At 49.7% G+C, this 14,437-nt stretch carries 15 protein-coding genes and 1 tRNA gene; all 16 read left to right on the forward strand.

Translation table 11 applies throughout. From position 1 onward, the window contains the following. The first annotated feature begins 20 nt into the window (after positions 1–20). The 16 genes from tpiA (at position 21) to ACFQNF_RS19245 (ending at position 14,420) form a co-directional block, all read left to right on the forward strand. Complete coding sequence (tpiA, locus tag ACFQNF_RS19170; RefSeq protein WP_046352290.1) at positions 21–731, forward strand: triose-phosphate isomerase; 711 nt, start codon at positions 21–23, stop codon at positions 729–731. A gap of 52 nt (positions 732–783) precedes the next feature. Continuing rightward, positions 784–1,104, forward strand: coding sequence for a preprotein translocase subunit SecG (gene secG, locus ACFQNF_RS19175; RefSeq protein WP_046352289.1), 321 nt, complete (start codon positions 784–786; stop codon positions 1,102–1,104). A gap of 36 nt (positions 1,105–1,140) precedes the next feature. Continuing rightward, positions 1,141–1,225 (forward strand) — tRNA-Leu (locus ACFQNF_RS19180). 75 nt (positions 1,226–1,300) lie between these two features. Continuing rightward, positions 1,301–1,669 carry an NADH-quinone oxidoreductase subunit A gene (locus ACFQNF_RS19185; protein ID WP_046352288.1) on the forward strand — a complete coding sequence of 123 codons (369 nt, stop codon included), beginning with the start codon at positions 1,301–1,303 and terminating at the stop codon, positions 1,667–1,669. A gap of 4 nt (positions 1,670–1,673) precedes the next feature. Next, entirely contained in the window at positions 1,674–2,204 is a 531-nt protein-coding gene (locus ACFQNF_RS19190; RefSeq protein ID WP_380189718.1) for a NuoB/complex I 20 kDa subunit family protein, read from the forward strand. 13 nt (positions 2,205–2,217) lie between these two features. Continuing rightward, positions 2,218–2,802, forward strand: a complete 585-nt coding sequence (locus ACFQNF_RS19195) for an NADH-quinone oxidoreductase subunit C (RefSeq protein ID WP_380190003.1) — start codon at positions 2,218–2,220, stop codon at positions 2,800–2,802. Next, a complete protein-coding gene (locus ACFQNF_RS19200; protein WP_380189720.1) occupies positions 2,792–4,048 on the forward strand; it encodes an NADH-quinone oxidoreductase subunit D in 1,257 nt (418 codons plus the stop codon). Before ACFQNF_RS19195 ends, ACFQNF_RS19200 begins: the two co-directional genes overlap by 11 nt. After that, positions 4,048–4,521, forward strand: coding sequence for an NADH-quinone oxidoreductase subunit NuoE (gene nuoE / locus ACFQNF_RS19205; RefSeq protein ID WP_046352284.1), 474 nt, complete (start codon positions 4,048–4,050; stop codon positions 4,519–4,521). The genes ACFQNF_RS19200 and nuoE overlap by 1 nt, the downstream gene beginning before the upstream one ends. Continuing rightward, on the forward strand, positions 4,521–5,810 hold the full coding sequence (gene nuoF, locus ACFQNF_RS19210) for an NADH-quinone oxidoreductase subunit NuoF (RefSeq protein ID WP_380189723.1): 1,290 nt from the start codon (positions 4,521–4,523) through the stop codon (positions 5,808–5,810). The genes nuoE and nuoF overlap by 1 nt, the downstream gene beginning before the upstream one ends. Positions 5,811–5,832: 22 nt before the next feature. Then, positions 5,833–8,130 carry an NADH-quinone oxidoreductase subunit NuoG gene (nuoG, locus tag ACFQNF_RS19215; RefSeq protein ID WP_380189724.1) on the forward strand — a complete coding sequence of 766 codons (2,298 nt, stop codon included), beginning with the start codon at positions 5,833–5,835 and terminating at the stop codon, positions 8,128–8,130. A gap of 12 nt (positions 8,131–8,142) precedes the next feature. Then, positions 8,143–9,198 carry an NADH-quinone oxidoreductase subunit NuoH gene (gene nuoH / locus ACFQNF_RS19220; protein WP_380189726.1) on the forward strand — a complete coding sequence of 352 codons (1,056 nt, stop codon included), beginning with the start codon at positions 8,143–8,145 and terminating at the stop codon, positions 9,196–9,198. 12 nt (positions 9,199–9,210) lie between these two features. Continuing rightward, positions 9,211–9,699 (forward strand): NADH-quinone oxidoreductase subunit NuoI, encoded by a 489-nt coding sequence (gene nuoI / locus ACFQNF_RS19225; protein WP_046352280.1) that lies wholly within the window; start codon positions 9,211–9,213, stop codon positions 9,697–9,699. A 108-nt stretch (positions 9,700–9,807) separates the two neighbouring features. Next, positions 9,808–10,443: an NADH-quinone oxidoreductase subunit J gene (locus ACFQNF_RS19230; protein ID WP_380189729.1), complete on the forward strand. Its 636-nt coding sequence runs from the start codon at positions 9,808–9,810 to the stop codon at positions 10,441–10,443. A 12-nt stretch (positions 10,444–10,455) separates the two neighbouring features. After that, positions 10,456–10,761: an NADH-quinone oxidoreductase subunit NuoK gene (gene nuoK, locus ACFQNF_RS19235; RefSeq protein ID WP_046352278.1), complete on the forward strand. Its 306-nt coding sequence runs from the start codon at positions 10,456–10,458 to the stop codon at positions 10,759–10,761. Between the two features lie 16 nt (positions 10,762–10,777). After that, on the forward strand, positions 10,778–12,829 hold the full coding sequence (nuoL, locus tag ACFQNF_RS19240; protein WP_380189731.1) for an NADH-quinone oxidoreductase subunit L: 2,052 nt from the start codon (positions 10,778–10,780) through the stop codon (positions 12,827–12,829). Between the two features lie 91 nt (positions 12,830–12,920). Continuing rightward, entirely contained in the window at positions 12,921–14,420 is a 1,500-nt protein-coding gene (locus ACFQNF_RS19245; protein ID WP_380189733.1) for an NADH-quinone oxidoreductase subunit M, read from the forward strand. Positions 14,421–14,437 lie beyond the last annotated feature (17 nt).

Genomic DNA, 14,437 nt, shown 5'->3' on the forward strand with positions numbered 1-14,437 from the left:
AAGTGGGTGCTTCGCGTCGTATGACAAGACAGCTTGTGATTGGTAACTGGAAGATGCATGGCAGCATCGGTAAGGTTCGTTCGGTATTGCCTGAGTTGGCTCGCGCCAAGCTGGGGCCGAATGTTGCAGTGTGCATCCCTTATCCTTATGTCATGTTGGCCAAAAGTTTACTGAAAGATAGTCAGGTTCAGGTTGGTGCTCAGGACGTCAGCGAGTATCATGTTGGGGCTTACACAGGAGCGGTTTCTGCTTCTATGTTGGCTGACATTGGTTGCGAGCTGGTTATTGTGGGGCATTCAGAGCGTCGCCGTTACTTTGGCGAGAGCAGCGAAAATGCCGCGCGTAAGCTGCGTGCTTGCTTAGATGCGGGTCTTTTCCCTGTTTATTGCGTTGGGGAGGATGCTGAAGAGCGTGCCAGTGGCCGGCATAAAGAAATTATTGCTGCAGAATTAGCCGTATTACGCGGTTTGCCGATTGGGCTTTATGCCGTTGCTTACGAGCCATCATGGGCTGTAGGTACCGGGGTGATTGCAACATCTGAGCAAATCGCTGAAATGCATGCATTTATCAAGGAAACTTTAGAACCTCGCACCCGCGTGCTGTATGGCGGTAGTGTAAAAGGCAGTAATGCTGAAGAGGTGTTGGCGGTGGACGGGGTAGATGGTGTACTTGTTGGCGGAGCCGCTTTATCAGCGTCCGAGTTTTTAGAAATCTGCATGGCAGCGCGCTAGTCAAGGTAAGTAAAAACGGCTAGAATGCGCGCCGCATAGAAATGAGAAATTAATGGAACTTATTCAATCACTCGTGCTCATTTTGAACGTGGTTTCAGCGATTGCTACCATCGTTTTGGTACTGATGCAGCACGGTAAGGGCGCCGATATGGGCGCTGCTTTTGGCAGTGGCTCAGCGGGTAGTCTGTTTGGCTCGTCAGGTTCGGCTAATTTTTTAAGCCGTACTACTGCGGTTACAGCGACACTGTTTTTTGCAAGTTGCCTCGCTCTGGTGTTGTTGGTTAGCCCATCGAAGAAATCTGATTTGGGTGTGATGAGCACGCAAAAACCAGCGGTACAACAGCCTGCTCAGCCGAGTAAAATTCCGGAATAAGCTTTTAATATTTTGGATGATTAATTTGTTTTTAATGCCGACATGGTGAAATTGGTAGACACGCTATCTTGAGGGGGTAGTGACTTCGGTTGTGAGAGTTCGAGTCTCTCTGTCGGCACCAGATACAAAACGCCCGCGCAATGTGGGCGAATACAACATATAAAAATATCCTTAACCTTCAAATCTGGGGAGTGCCATGCTCGCTAACTATTTCCCCATCCTGATGTTTCTGGCTGTAGGACTCTTGGTGGGCGTAGCCCCGCTGGTTCTTGGCTGGGGGGTGGGCAAGATTCTCGGGACCAATCGGCCTGATCCTGAAAAACGCTCGCCTTACGAGTGTGGCTTCGAAGCTTTCGAAGACGCGCGCATGCAGTTTGATGTGCGTTACTACCTCGTTGCAATCCTGTTTATCTTATTTGATCTCGAAGTGGCCTTCCTTGTGCCATGGGCTGTTGTGCTTAAAGAGCTCGGCATGTTCGGCTTCCTTGCAATGATGATTTTCCTCACCGTACTGGTGGTGGGTTTTATCTTTGAATGGAAGAAGGGCGCACTGGAATGGGAGTAATGAAATGAATGCTCAATCCTTAGAAAGTGTTGGGTCCTCAGAAAAAGGATTCGTAACCACATCGCTTGATACCGTAATCAACTGGACCCGTACTGGTTCCTTATGGCCAATGACCTTTGGTCTGGCCTGTTGTGCGGTAGAAATGATGCATGCAGGCGCGGCGCGCTATGACTTGGATCGTTTCGGCATCGTATTTCGCCCAAGCCCACGTCAATCTGACTTGATGATTGTTGCGGGTACGCTCTGCAATAAGATGGCGCCAGCGCTACGTAAGGTCTATGACCAGATGCCGGAGCCACGCTGGGTGATCTCGATGGGATCCTGTGCTAACGGTGGTGGTTACTACCATTACTCTTATTCTGTTGTTCGTGGCTGTGATCGAATTGTGCCGGTTGATATCTACGTGCCGGGCTGTCCGCCGACGGCTGAAGCTTTGCTTTACGGCATTATTCAGCTACAGAATAAGATTAAGCGTACTAACACGATTGCGCGTTCAGGTGTATTGGCGAGTGAGAGGGTAAACAGTGGATCGTAAACTTAGCGTCCTGATGGACAGCCTGAAGGCCGTTCTGGGTGAGACAGGTGGCGCAAATATTGCCAAGCTGGTCTGTGCTCTGGATGAAGTCACTATCGAAGTACCCGCTGCGGTCTGGTCAGAAGTGGCTTTAGCTTTGCGTGATGATGCTGCATTGCACTTTGAATCCTGTCTGGATGTCTGCGGTGTGGATTACAGCACTTACAAAGACGCAGTATGGGAAGGCCACCGTTTTGCAGCGGTATATCACTTTTTGTCTTACAAACACAATGTGCGCCTGCGTGTGCGTGTGTTCTGTACCGACGATGATTTCCCTGTTGTGCCGTCTATGGTCTTGGTTTGGCCTGGCCTGAATTGGTTTGAGCGTGAAGCGTTCGACTTATTCGGCATTATGTTCCAAGGCCACCCTGATTTACGCCGCATCCTGACCGATTATGGTTTTGTTGGTCATCCTTTCCGCAAGGATTTTCCGCTTTCTGGCTATGTAGAAATGCGTTACGACCCGGAACAGGGCCGTGTTATCTACCAGCCTGTCACTATCGATCCGCGAGAAACAACACCGCGTATCATCCGCGAGGAGAACTACGGTGGCTGCTGAAATCCGTAACTACACGCTTAATTTTGGACCTCAACATCCTGCCGCACACGGCGTTTTGCGCTTGGTGCTTGAGCTAGACGGTGAAGTGGTCGAGCGTGCTGATCCGCACATTGGCTTACTGCACCGCGGTACTGAAAAATTAGCTGAATCAAAAACCTATATTCAATCCCTGCCATACATGGACCGGCTTGATTACGTATCGATGATGTGTAATGAGCACGCCTACTGTATGGCGATTGAAAAAATGGCCGGCATTGAAGTGCCGATTCGTGCTCAGTATATCCGTGTGATGTTTGATGAAATCACGCGTGTTCTAAATCACCTGATGTGGATTGGTGCACACGGTATTGACTGTGGCGCGATGACTATCTTCTTGTACGCCTTCCGTGAACGTGAAGACTTGATGGACTGCTACGAAGCAGTGTCAGGTGCACGTATGCATGCGGCCTACTATCGCCCAGGTGGCGTTTACCGTGATCTGCCTGATCAAATGCCGCAGTACCAAGCTTCTAAGGTACGTAACGCCGCTGCGATCAAAAAATTAAATGGTAACCGTGAAGGCTCTTTACTCGATTTTATCGAAGACTTCACCAATCGCTTCCCGACTTATGTGGATGAATACGAAACCCTGCTGACAGATAACCGTATCTGGAAACAGCGGACTGTGGGTATTGGCATCATTACACCTGAACGCGCTCTAGCACTGGGGCTGACTGGTCCTATGTTGCGTGGCTCGGGTGTGGAGTGGGATCTGCGTAAGAAACAGCCGTATGAAGTTTACGGTGCGATGGACTTCGATATCCCAGTGGGTAAAAACGGCGATTGTTATGACCGTTATCTGGTTCGCGTGGAAGAAATGCGCCAGTCCAATCGGATTATCAAGCAGTGTGTGGCATGGCTGAAAGCTAATCCGGGCCCTGTGATTGTAGATAATCATAAAGTGGCATCGCCTTCACGTGGCGGCATGAAAGCCAATATGGAAGAGCTGATTCACCACTTCAAACTATTTACCGAAGGGATGCATGTTCCAGAGGGCGAAGCTTACGCCGCGGTTGAGCATCCTAAGGGTGAGTTTGGTATCTATATGGTGTCCGATGGTGCAAATAAACCGTACCGAATGAAAATTCGTGCGCCGGGCTTTGCCCACTTAGCGTCCTTAGATGAAATGGCGCGCGGCCATATGTTGTCCGATGTGGTAGCCATTATCGGCACTCAAGACGTTGTATTCGGGGAGATTGATCGCTGATGTTAACTACTCAATCCCTAGCATTGATTGATCGTGAAGTAGCGAAATACCCAGCAGAGCACAAGCGCTCTGCCGTGATGGGCGCGCTGCGTATTGCGCAGACCGAGCATCGCTACCTTAGTAATGACATGATCGAATTTGTAGCTAACTATCTTGGCATTGCGCCAATGATGGCGCTTGAAGTGGCTACTTTCTACAATATGTACGATTTAAAGCCAGTTGGTAAGCACAAAATCACCGTGTGTACCAATCTGCCCTGTGCACTTTCGGGCGGCTATACTGCGGCGCATTACATTAAGCAAAAGCTGGGCATTGGTTTTAATGAAACCACAGCCGATGGCAAGTTTACGCTGAAGGAAGGGGAGTGCATGGGAGCCTGTGGTTACGCGCCGGTGATGCTGGTGAATAACCACGCCATGTGCAGTCATATGACGCCTGAGGCGATCGATAAGAAACTGGCGGAGCTCGAATAATGACCGTCTACACAACCGGCGTTGTATTTGATGACGTCAATTTTGAAGATCCTAACTGCTGGCGTATTAACGAATACGTTAAGCGTGGTGGCTATGATGCGCTCAAAAAAATCCTGAGTGAAAATATCACTCAAGACGAAATCATTGCGCAAATGAAAACTTCCGGCCTGCGTGGTCGTGGCGGTGCTGGCTTCCCTACCGGCTTGAAGTGGTCATTTATGCCACGTAGCTTCCCTGGGCAAAAATACCTCGTTTGCAATACCGATGAGGGCGAGCCGGGCACCTTTAAGGATTTAGACATTATTGTGTCTAATCCACATGCGCTGATCGAAGGCATGATTATTGGTGCTTACGCGATGGGCATTACCGTGGGTTACAACTATATCCATGGTGAAGTGTTTGAAGCTTACGAGCGATTTGAAGAAGCGCTCGAAGAAGCCCGCAAGGCAGGCTTTTTAGGCGATAAAATTCTGGGTTCAGAGTTTAGCTTTGAGCTGCATGCGCATCATGGCTATGGTGCTTATATTTGCGGTGAAGAAACGGCGCTGCTTGAATCCTTGGAAGGCAAAAAAGGCCAACCTCGCTTTAAGCCACCTTTCCCAGCCAGCTATGGCCTCTACGGCAAGCCAACGACTATTAATAATACGGAGACGTTTGCCTCCGTACCCTACATTATCCGCGAAGGCGGGCAGAAATTCCTTGAGCTAGGTAAACCTAATAACGGTGGCACCAAGTTATTTTCGGTTTCTGGCCATGTAAATCGCCCTGGAAACTACGAAGTGCCACTCGGCATGCCGTTTTCAGAGCTGCTGGAATTATGCGGCGGTATGCGTGATGGCAAAAAACTGAAGGCGGTGATTCCTGGCGGATCATCCTCGCCAGTCTTGCCTGCTGACATCATGATGCAATGCACAATGGACTACGATTCGATCGCTAAAGCGGGTTCGATGTTGGGTTCGGGGGCGGTGATCGTGATGGACGAAACCGTCAGTATGGTGCAAGCGCTTGAGCGTTTGTCCTACTTCTACTTCGAAGAATCGTGTGGCCAATGTACGCCGTGTCGTGAAGGCACCGGCTGGCTGTATCGCATTGTTCATCGTATCGCACAGGGTCATGGCGTTCCGGAAGACTTGGAACTCTTAGACAGTGTCGGTAATAACATCGCAGGGCGAACCATTTGTGCCCTCGGCGACGCAGCTGTTTTCCCGGTGCGCGGAATGCTAAAGCACTTCCGTAGCGAATTCGAATACCTTATCGAACACAAGACTGCGTTGCAGGCTTGGGTTTGATTCAATAGCCATTGAGTAGAGCATGCTGGAAATTGAAATCGACGGTAAGAAACTGACAGTGCCAGGTGGTAGCACGGTAATGGACGCAGCCAATTCGGTTGGCGTACATATCCCGCATTTTTGCTATCACAAAAAGCTGTCTATAGCCGCAAACTGCCGTATGTGCCTTGTTCAGGTTGAGAAAGCACCTAAGCCTTTACCTGCCTGTGCAACCCCCGTTACCGACGGGATGAAAATCTGGACCCACTCTGATCAGGCCGTGAAGGCGCAGCAGGGGGTGATGGAATTCTTACTGATTAATCACCCGCTCGATTGCCCGATTTGCGATCAAGGTGGCGAATGTCAGTTGCAGGATCTGGCGGTAGGCTACGGCCAATCCGGCTCCCGCTATACAGAAGAAAAACGTGTTGTTGCCAATAAAGACCTTGGCCCGCTGATTTCTACTGATATGACGCGTTGTATCCATTGCAGCCGCTGCGTTCGCTTTACCGAAGAAATTGCCGGTTTCCAAGAATTGGGTATGGTAGGTCGCGGTGAATTTACCGAAGTCATGTCCTTTATTGGCAAGACAGTTAAATCGGAAATTTCCGGCAATGTGATTGATCTTTGCCCGGTTGGCGCGCTGACCAGCAAGCCGTTCCGCTACTCAGCACGCACATGGGAATTATCTCGTCGTAAGTCTGTTAGCCCGCATGATGGCTTGGGTTCCAATCTTGTTGTGCAAGTGAAGAACAACAAGGTGATGCGTGTATTGCCGCTGGAAAACGAGGCCATTAATGAATGCTGGCTGGCGGATCGTGATCGCTTCTCTTACGAAGCCCTAAACGGCGCGGATCGCCTGCAAAAGCCAATGATTAAGCAAGGCGGCGTTTGGCAAGTGACTGATTGGCAAACAGCGCTTGAATATGTAGCAAATGGCTTGAAACAAGTCGTTGCAGACCACGGTGCTGCTTCTGTTGCTGCCGTGGCAACGCCAAACAGCACAGTTGAAGAGCTGTTTATGTTGCGTAAACTCATGGCAGGTTTAGGCGTAGAAAACGTCGAAACTCGCTTACGCAATGCAGACTTCAGCCTGAATACTGCAGGTGCTACTTACTTGGGCCAATCGATTGCTGATCTGGCTGCATCTGAAGCGGTGTTGGTGATTGGTTCATCATTACGCCAAGAGCAGCCTTTGCTGGCACAACGCCTGCGTCAATCCGTTAAGAAAGGCTTGAAGCTTTCCTTAGTGAATGTGCATAGCGATGATTTGCTGACTAAAGTAGCTGCGCAATCTGTCGTTCGCCCTGATCAGTTGGTGGAAGGCGTGTTGGCCGTGATTAAGGCGGTTGTTGAAGCGGACTCAAGCAAGGCCACTCCTGCGAACATCGATTTGGCTGGCGTTGAAGTCACTGATTCGGCTCGTGTGATTGCTGCAACACTGGCAGGGAAATCGGCCGTATTGCTGGGCAATATTGCAACGCACAATCCACGCGCTGCAGAATTACACGCTGCAGCTGCTGCATTGGCCGAGCTAACTGGCGCAACACTGGGTGTGATGAGCGAAGCGGCTAATACCGTGGGTGCTCAGTTGATCGGTGCAACGGTTGGTGGCAATGTCTTCGCTACACCAAAAAAAGCCTATGTTCTTTTAAATGCTGAAACCGAGTTTGATATGCATAACGGCGCACAAGCTTTGGCGGCAGTGAAAGCGGCTGAAATGGTCGTGGTGATGTCGGCATTTAATAGCTGTGCGCTAGATTTTGCCGATGTGATCTTGCCGATCTCACCGTTCTCAGAAACCTCCGGTACTTTCGTCAATATGGAAGGCAAGCCACAAAGCTTTAACGGTGTGGTACGTCCATTAGGCGAGACTCGTCCGGCCTGGAAAGTATTCCGCGTCTTAGGCAATGTGCTTGGTTTTAATGGCTTTGATTACGAATCGTCAGAACAGATTCGTGATGAAGCCTTGCCAGGTGATACTGCTGCCCGCTTGAATAATGCAGCCGTGGCTGCTGTGGCAGTTAAAGCTCAGGCCGCTTCCGGTTTGGTTCGCTTAGGTGAAGTGGCGATGTATCAGGCAGATGCCTTGGTGCGTCGTGCGCCAAGCTTGCAAGCGACTCAAGCTGCTCCGGCGCTGAAAGCCAATGCGGCAACACTGGCGGCTTTAGGTCTGGCAACAAATGATCTGGCGCGAGTAGAGCAGGGCGGTCAAGCCGCATCACTGTTTGTTGAGCTGGATGCTGGCCTTGCAGATAACGTGATTCGTGTGGCGTCAGGCCATGCTGCGACGCGCGAGCTCGCTGGCATGTTCGATCCTCTCTCGGTTTCTAAAGCTTAAAGGGCGCCCAATATGGAAATGTTACAAGGGTGGTTTGGCGCAGAGATCGCGTTTGTCCTCTGGACCCTCATCAAGATTGTTTGCATCGTTGCACCTTTGATGGGCGCGGTGGCTTACCTGACATTGGCCGAGCGTAAAGTCATCGGTTATATGCAGATTCGTATCGGCCCGAATCGGGTCGGTCCGTTTGGTTTGCTGCAACCGATTGCCGATGGTGTAAAGCTGCTGCTGAAAGAAATTATTTCTCCATCTGCAGCCAGCACCGGTCTGTTCTTTTTAGCGCCGATTATGGTTCTGGTACCGGCACTAGCGGCTTGGGCCGTGGTGCCGTTTTATCCTGGCTATGTTTTATCCGATGTGAATGTCGGCTTGCTTTACGTGATGGCCATTACTTCGATGGGCGTTTACGGCGTGATTTTGGCGGGCTGGGCATCTAACTCTAAATATGCCTTCCTTGGTGCAATGCGCGCTGCGGCTCAGGTGATTTCTTATGAGTTGGCGATGGGCTTTGCCTTGGTTGGCGTGATGATGGTTTCGGGCAGTTTAAATATGACCGAAATCGTCAATCAGCAAGGCCAAGGGATGGCGGGGGGCTCGATTCTTTCGTGGAATCTGATCCCCTTGATGCCTTTGTTCGTTGTGTACTTTATTTCTGGTGTGGCTGAAACCAACCGCGCGCCATTTGATGTAACCGAAGGCGAATCAGAAATTGTTGCAGGTCACATGGTCGAATACTCGGGCATGAGCTTTGCGCTGTTCTTCTTGGCCGAATACGCCAATATGATTTTGATTTCAGCAATGACATCGATCATGTTCCTTGGCGGTTGGTTAAGCCCGTTCCCAGCAAGCTGGGGTATTTTGGGCGCGCCATCGGTACTGTGGTGGGTATTAAAAGTAGCCTTTATGCTGTTCTGCTTCTTGTGGTTCCGCGCTACTTTCCCTCGCTATCGTTACGATCAGCTTATGCGTTTGGGTTGGAAGATTTTCATCCCGGTCACCTTGATTTGGATTGTGGTCGTGGGCGCTTGGATGCAGACGCCGTTCTCAATCTGGCCGCTAGGGAAATAAACAGGAACCATTATGGAAAAGATTGCTTATTTCTTTAAAACGTTCTTGCTCGTGGAACTGGTAAAAGGCTTGATGCTTACCGGCCGCCATATGTTCCAGACCAAGATCACCGTGCAGTTCCCAGAAGAAAAAACACCGTACAGCCCGCGTTTTCGCGGCCTACACGCACAACGTCGCTACGCCAATGGCGAAGAGCGTTGTATCGCCTGTAAGCTTTGCGAAGCAGTTTGCCCAGCTCAAGCGATTGTGATTGAGTCAGATAAACGTGAGGACGGCACACGCCGCACCACCCGTTACGATATTGATCTGACCAAATGTATTTTCTGTGGTTTTTGTGAGGAAGCTTGCCCGGTGGATGCCATCGTGGAAACGCATATCCTTGAATATCACGGCGAAAAACGGGGCGACCTCTACTACACCAAGCCCATGTTGTTGGCTGTAGGTGATAAGTACGAGAGCGAAATTGCTGAACGCAAAGCGCAAGATGCCAAATACCGCTAACAGCTCGATACCAAACTACTGCGAACTCCAAGGGCGGCTTGGCTTGCCCTTGGATTGCTCGCTACGTTTTTTATCGACTGTTAAAGGTCAAATATTGATAGGTGTCCAATGACAATCGCACTATTTAGTTTCTTCGCCTTTGTGCTACTGGCTTCTGCACTGGGCGTTGTGAGTACCAAAAATCCGGTACAAGCCGCTTTGCTGCTGATTTTGTCTTTCTTCACCGCAGCCATGCTGTGGATGTTGATGAAGGCCGAATTTCTTGCTGTTTCCCTTGTGCTGATTTATGTGGGGGCAGTCATGGTGCTGTTCCTATTTGTGGTGATGATGCTCGACATTAATTTCGAGGAGCTGCGTAAGGGCTTTTGGAAATTTGCACCGGTTGCGGGTGTGGTCGCTGGCACGATGCTGGTGGAAATGGTCTTAGTCATTACACACGGTGCAAGTCAGATTGATAGTGCTGGCTTGGTAGATCGCCCTGCGGGTTATAGCAATGTGCATGAGTTAGGCCGTTTGATTTACACCCAGTACTTCTTACCATTTCAGCTAGCGTCGGTGATTTTATTGGTGGGTATGATTGCCGCCATTGCCCTAACGCTACGTAAGCGTAAGAGCACTAAGTACATCAATCCTGGTGATCAAGTTCGTGTTAAAGCCAGTGACCGTCTGCGTATCGTGAAGATGGCTGCAGAAGTAAAAGTGCTTGCAGATGTTCCTGCGAGTGACGATAAACCGGCTGCCTAAGGAAGAGTTTCTATGCTTGAGTTGACGCATTATCTTGTGCTGGCGGCTTGTTTATTTGCCATCAGTATTTTCGGTATCTTTATGAACCGTAAAAACTTAATCGTGCTCTTGATGGCGATTGAGTTGATGTTGCTTGCGGTGAATATGAACTTTATTGCTTTCTCGCAGTTTTTAGGCGATTCAGCAGGGCAGGTTTTCGTATTCTTTATCTTGACGGTAGCCGCGGCAGAAGCGGCCATTGGGCTCGCGATCCTGATTGTGTTATTCCGCAATCTGCGTTCGATCAACGTCGAAGATCTCGACAGCCTGAAGGGTTAAGGGGACTAGATTACAAATGGATATGAAAACGATTTATCTCTTAATCCCGCTGGCGCCGCTATTTGGTGCGCTGGTCGCAGGGCTGTTTGGCTGGGCGATTGGGCGACGTGCATCGCACGTCGTGACCATTGGTGGTGTGGCGGTTTCCTTCTTGTTGTCGGCTTATACGCTGAACCACTTGGTTTCAGGTGGCGATAACTTTAACGGTACGGTTTACACTTGGCTGACTGTTAATGGCGTCGATTTTAACGTTGGTTTCTTGGTTGATAAGCTCACCGCAATGATGATGTGCGTGGTGACTTTTGTATCCTTGATGGTGCATATCTATACCATCGGCTATATGTCAGAAGACCCAGGCTATCAGCGCTTCTTTAGTTATATCTCGCTGTTTACGTTCTCGATGTTGATGCTGGTGATGGCGAATAACTTCGTTCAGCTCTTCTTCGGTTGGGAAGCGGTGGGTTTGGTTTCTTACCTCTTGATCGGTTTCTGGTTCAAAAAGCCAACGGCCACTTTCGCCAATATGAAGGCTTTCTTGATCAACCGTGTGGGTGACTTTGGTTTCCTACTCGGGATTGGTTTGGTACTGGCTTACTTTGGCTCGCTCGATTATGTGGATGTGTTTGCTAAAGCGCCTGAGCTAAAAGACGCCACCATCAGCCTGTTCCCGAATGTGACTTGGTCGTTGATGTCGGTGACTTGCATCTTGCTATTTATCGGCGCGATGGGTAAATCGGCTCAGTTCCCGCTGCATGTTTGGTTGCCAGATTCGATGGAAGGCCCAACACCGATTTCTGCGCTGATTCACGCGGCAACGATGGTGACGGCAGGTATCTTTATGGTGGCACGTATGTCGCCATTGTTTGAGCTATCCGATACGGCGCTGAATTTTGTGATGGTGATTGGATCGATCACTGCGCTGTTTATGGGTTTCCTCGGGATTATCCAGAACGATATCAAGCGGGTTGTGGCTTATTCAACGCTATCGCAACTGGGTTATATGACGGTTGCCTTAGGCGCATCGGCTTACTCGGTAGCGGTATTCCACCTGATGACGCACGCATTCTTTAAAGCGCTGTTATTCCTTGCTGCAGGCTCGGTGATTATTGGTATGCATCACGATCAGGACATCCGCAAAATGGGTGGCTTGCGTAAATACATGCCGATTACTTGGATTACTTCTTTGATTGGTTCCTTGGCCTTGATCGGCACGCCGTTCTTGTCGGGTTTCTACTCTAAAGATTCAATTATTGAGGCGGTACACGCTTCTAACTTGCCAGGCGCTGGTTTTGCTTACTTCGCGGTTGTGGCGGGTGTGTTTGTAACGGCTTTCTATTCTTTCCGTATGTACTTCTTGGTGTTCCACGGTGAAGAGCGTTTCGGTAAGGCGCATGATCACCACAGTCACGATGCCGCTCATGCACATGACGATGATCATGGGCATGCAGATGAGCACCATGGTTTGGCTCCGGGACAGAAACCGCATGAAACACCTTGGGTTGTAACCTTGCCATTGGTGATGCTGGCGATTCCGTCGCTGGTGATTGGTTACTTTGCTATCGATCCTATGCTTTATGGTGACTTCTTCAAGGGTGTGATTTTTGTGAATCACGAAGCGCATCCAGCAATGGAAGTCATGAAAGAAGAGTTCCATGGTGCGGTTGCAATGGGGATCCATTCACTGACTACTATGCCATTCTGGTTAGCCTTGGCGGGTGTGGTGGTGTCTTGGTACTTCTATTTAGTGAAGCCTAGCATTCCTGCGGCACTCGATCGCTTCTTTAGCTCGATCGGCATCAAGAAGCTGCTGGATGAGAAGTACTACATGGATCATCTGTATATCAATGGTTTTGCAGCAGGTGGCCGAGTTCTGGGTACTTTGTTCTGGAAAGTTGGCGATACCTTTATCATCGATGGTTTGCTTGTCAATGGTACGGCCAAGTTGGTGGGCATGTTTTCAGCAGCTGCACGTAAGCTGCAAACGGGTTATATCTATCACTACGCTTTTGCCATGATTATCGGTGCAATTGGCCTGATGACATGGTGGATTGCTGGCCTGCTGGCCTAATTAGATGGCCGGCTTATAGCCGGGGATCGGGGGGGAAGGTCTTGAATAGATCGAATCCCCCTTACGAATTAAATTAACAAGTAGGTTGACTATGACGGGTAATCTTCTAAGCCTCGCGATCTGGCTGCCGATCGTGGCAGGCCTTGTAGTACTCGCGACAGGCGGGGACAAAAACGCCACGGCGGCGCGCTGGTTGGCGCTGGTCGGCGCTTTGCTAAGTTTCTTGGTAACCATACCGCTCTTTACGCAGTTTGAGTCTTTGCATGGCGGCATGCAGTTCGAAGAAATGAAGCCTTGGATCGCTTCTTTTAATATCAACTACCATCTTGGGGTTGATGGCATTTCGATGCTGTTTGTGATTTTAAATAGCTTTATCACCCTGATGGTTATCCTCGCGGGTTGGCAGGTTATTGAAAAGCGTACCGCGCAATACATGGCCGCTTTCCTGATTATGTCGGGCTTGATCAATGGTGCATTTGCCGCCATGGATGCAATCTTGTTCTACGTATTCTTTGAAGCCATGCTGATCCCTATGTACCTGATTATTGGTATCTGGGGCGGTCCACGCCGTGTATATGCGTCGATTAAGTTTTTCTTGTATACCTTGCTCGGTTCTTTGTTGACGCTGGTTGGTTTTATCTACTTGTATCAAAAAACCGGTGGTAGTTTTGAAATCGCCGATTTCCAGCGTTTGCCGCTTGATATGTCGGTACAAACGTATCTGCTGATTGCCTTCTTCTTTGCTTTTGCTGTGAAAGTGCCAATGTGGCCGGTTCACACATGGTTGCCAGATGCCCACGTTGAAGCGCCTACCGGTGGTTCGATGGTGTTGGCGGCGATTACCCTGAAGCTAGGTGCTTACGGCTTCTTGCGATTTGCTCTACCGATTGCCCCTGATGCTTCACGTGAATATGCATGGGTATTTGTGGCGCTGTCCTTGGTGGCGGTGATTTACATCGGTTTAGTGGCGCTTGTGCAAACTGATATGAAAAAGCTGGTGGCTTATTCTTCGATCTCGCATATGGGTTTTGTAACACTGGGCTTCTTTATGTTTGCCGGTGGCACGCAAATGAACCAGTACGCGGTTGAAGGTGCTTTACTGCAAATGATCTCGCACGGCTTTGTTTCTGCCGCGATGTTCTTCTGTATCGGTGTGATGTACGACCGAGTGCATAGCCGCAAGATTGCCGATTACGGCGGCGTGGCTAATAAAATGCCGATCTTCGCTAGCTTTATGATGTTGTTTGCGATGGCCAATTCGGGTCTACCTGGTACTTCTGGTTTTGCCGGTGAATTTATGGTGATTCTGGGGGCGGTACAAGTGAACTTCTGGTACGCCTTTGCCGGTGCTACAACCTTGATCTTTGGTGCAGCCTATACCCTGTGGATGTATAAACGGGTGTTATTCGGTGAGGTCGCCAATGATCATGTTGAGCATCTGAAAGACGTTAACTCGCGTGAATTCCTGATCCTTGCTGTGTTAGCCGTTGCCGTGCTGGGCATGGGTCTGTATCCGAAGCCATTTGTGGATGTGATGCATGTGTCGGTTAATGATTTGATCTGGCATGTTTCACAAAGCAAATTGCACTGATTAGAGATAGTCGGGGG

This window comes from Iodobacter arcticus (assembly GCF_042664895.1).
In the GTDB taxonomy this organism is placed as follows: Bacteria; Pseudomonadota; Gammaproteobacteria; order Burkholderiales; family Chitinibacteraceae; genus Iodobacter; species Iodobacter arcticus.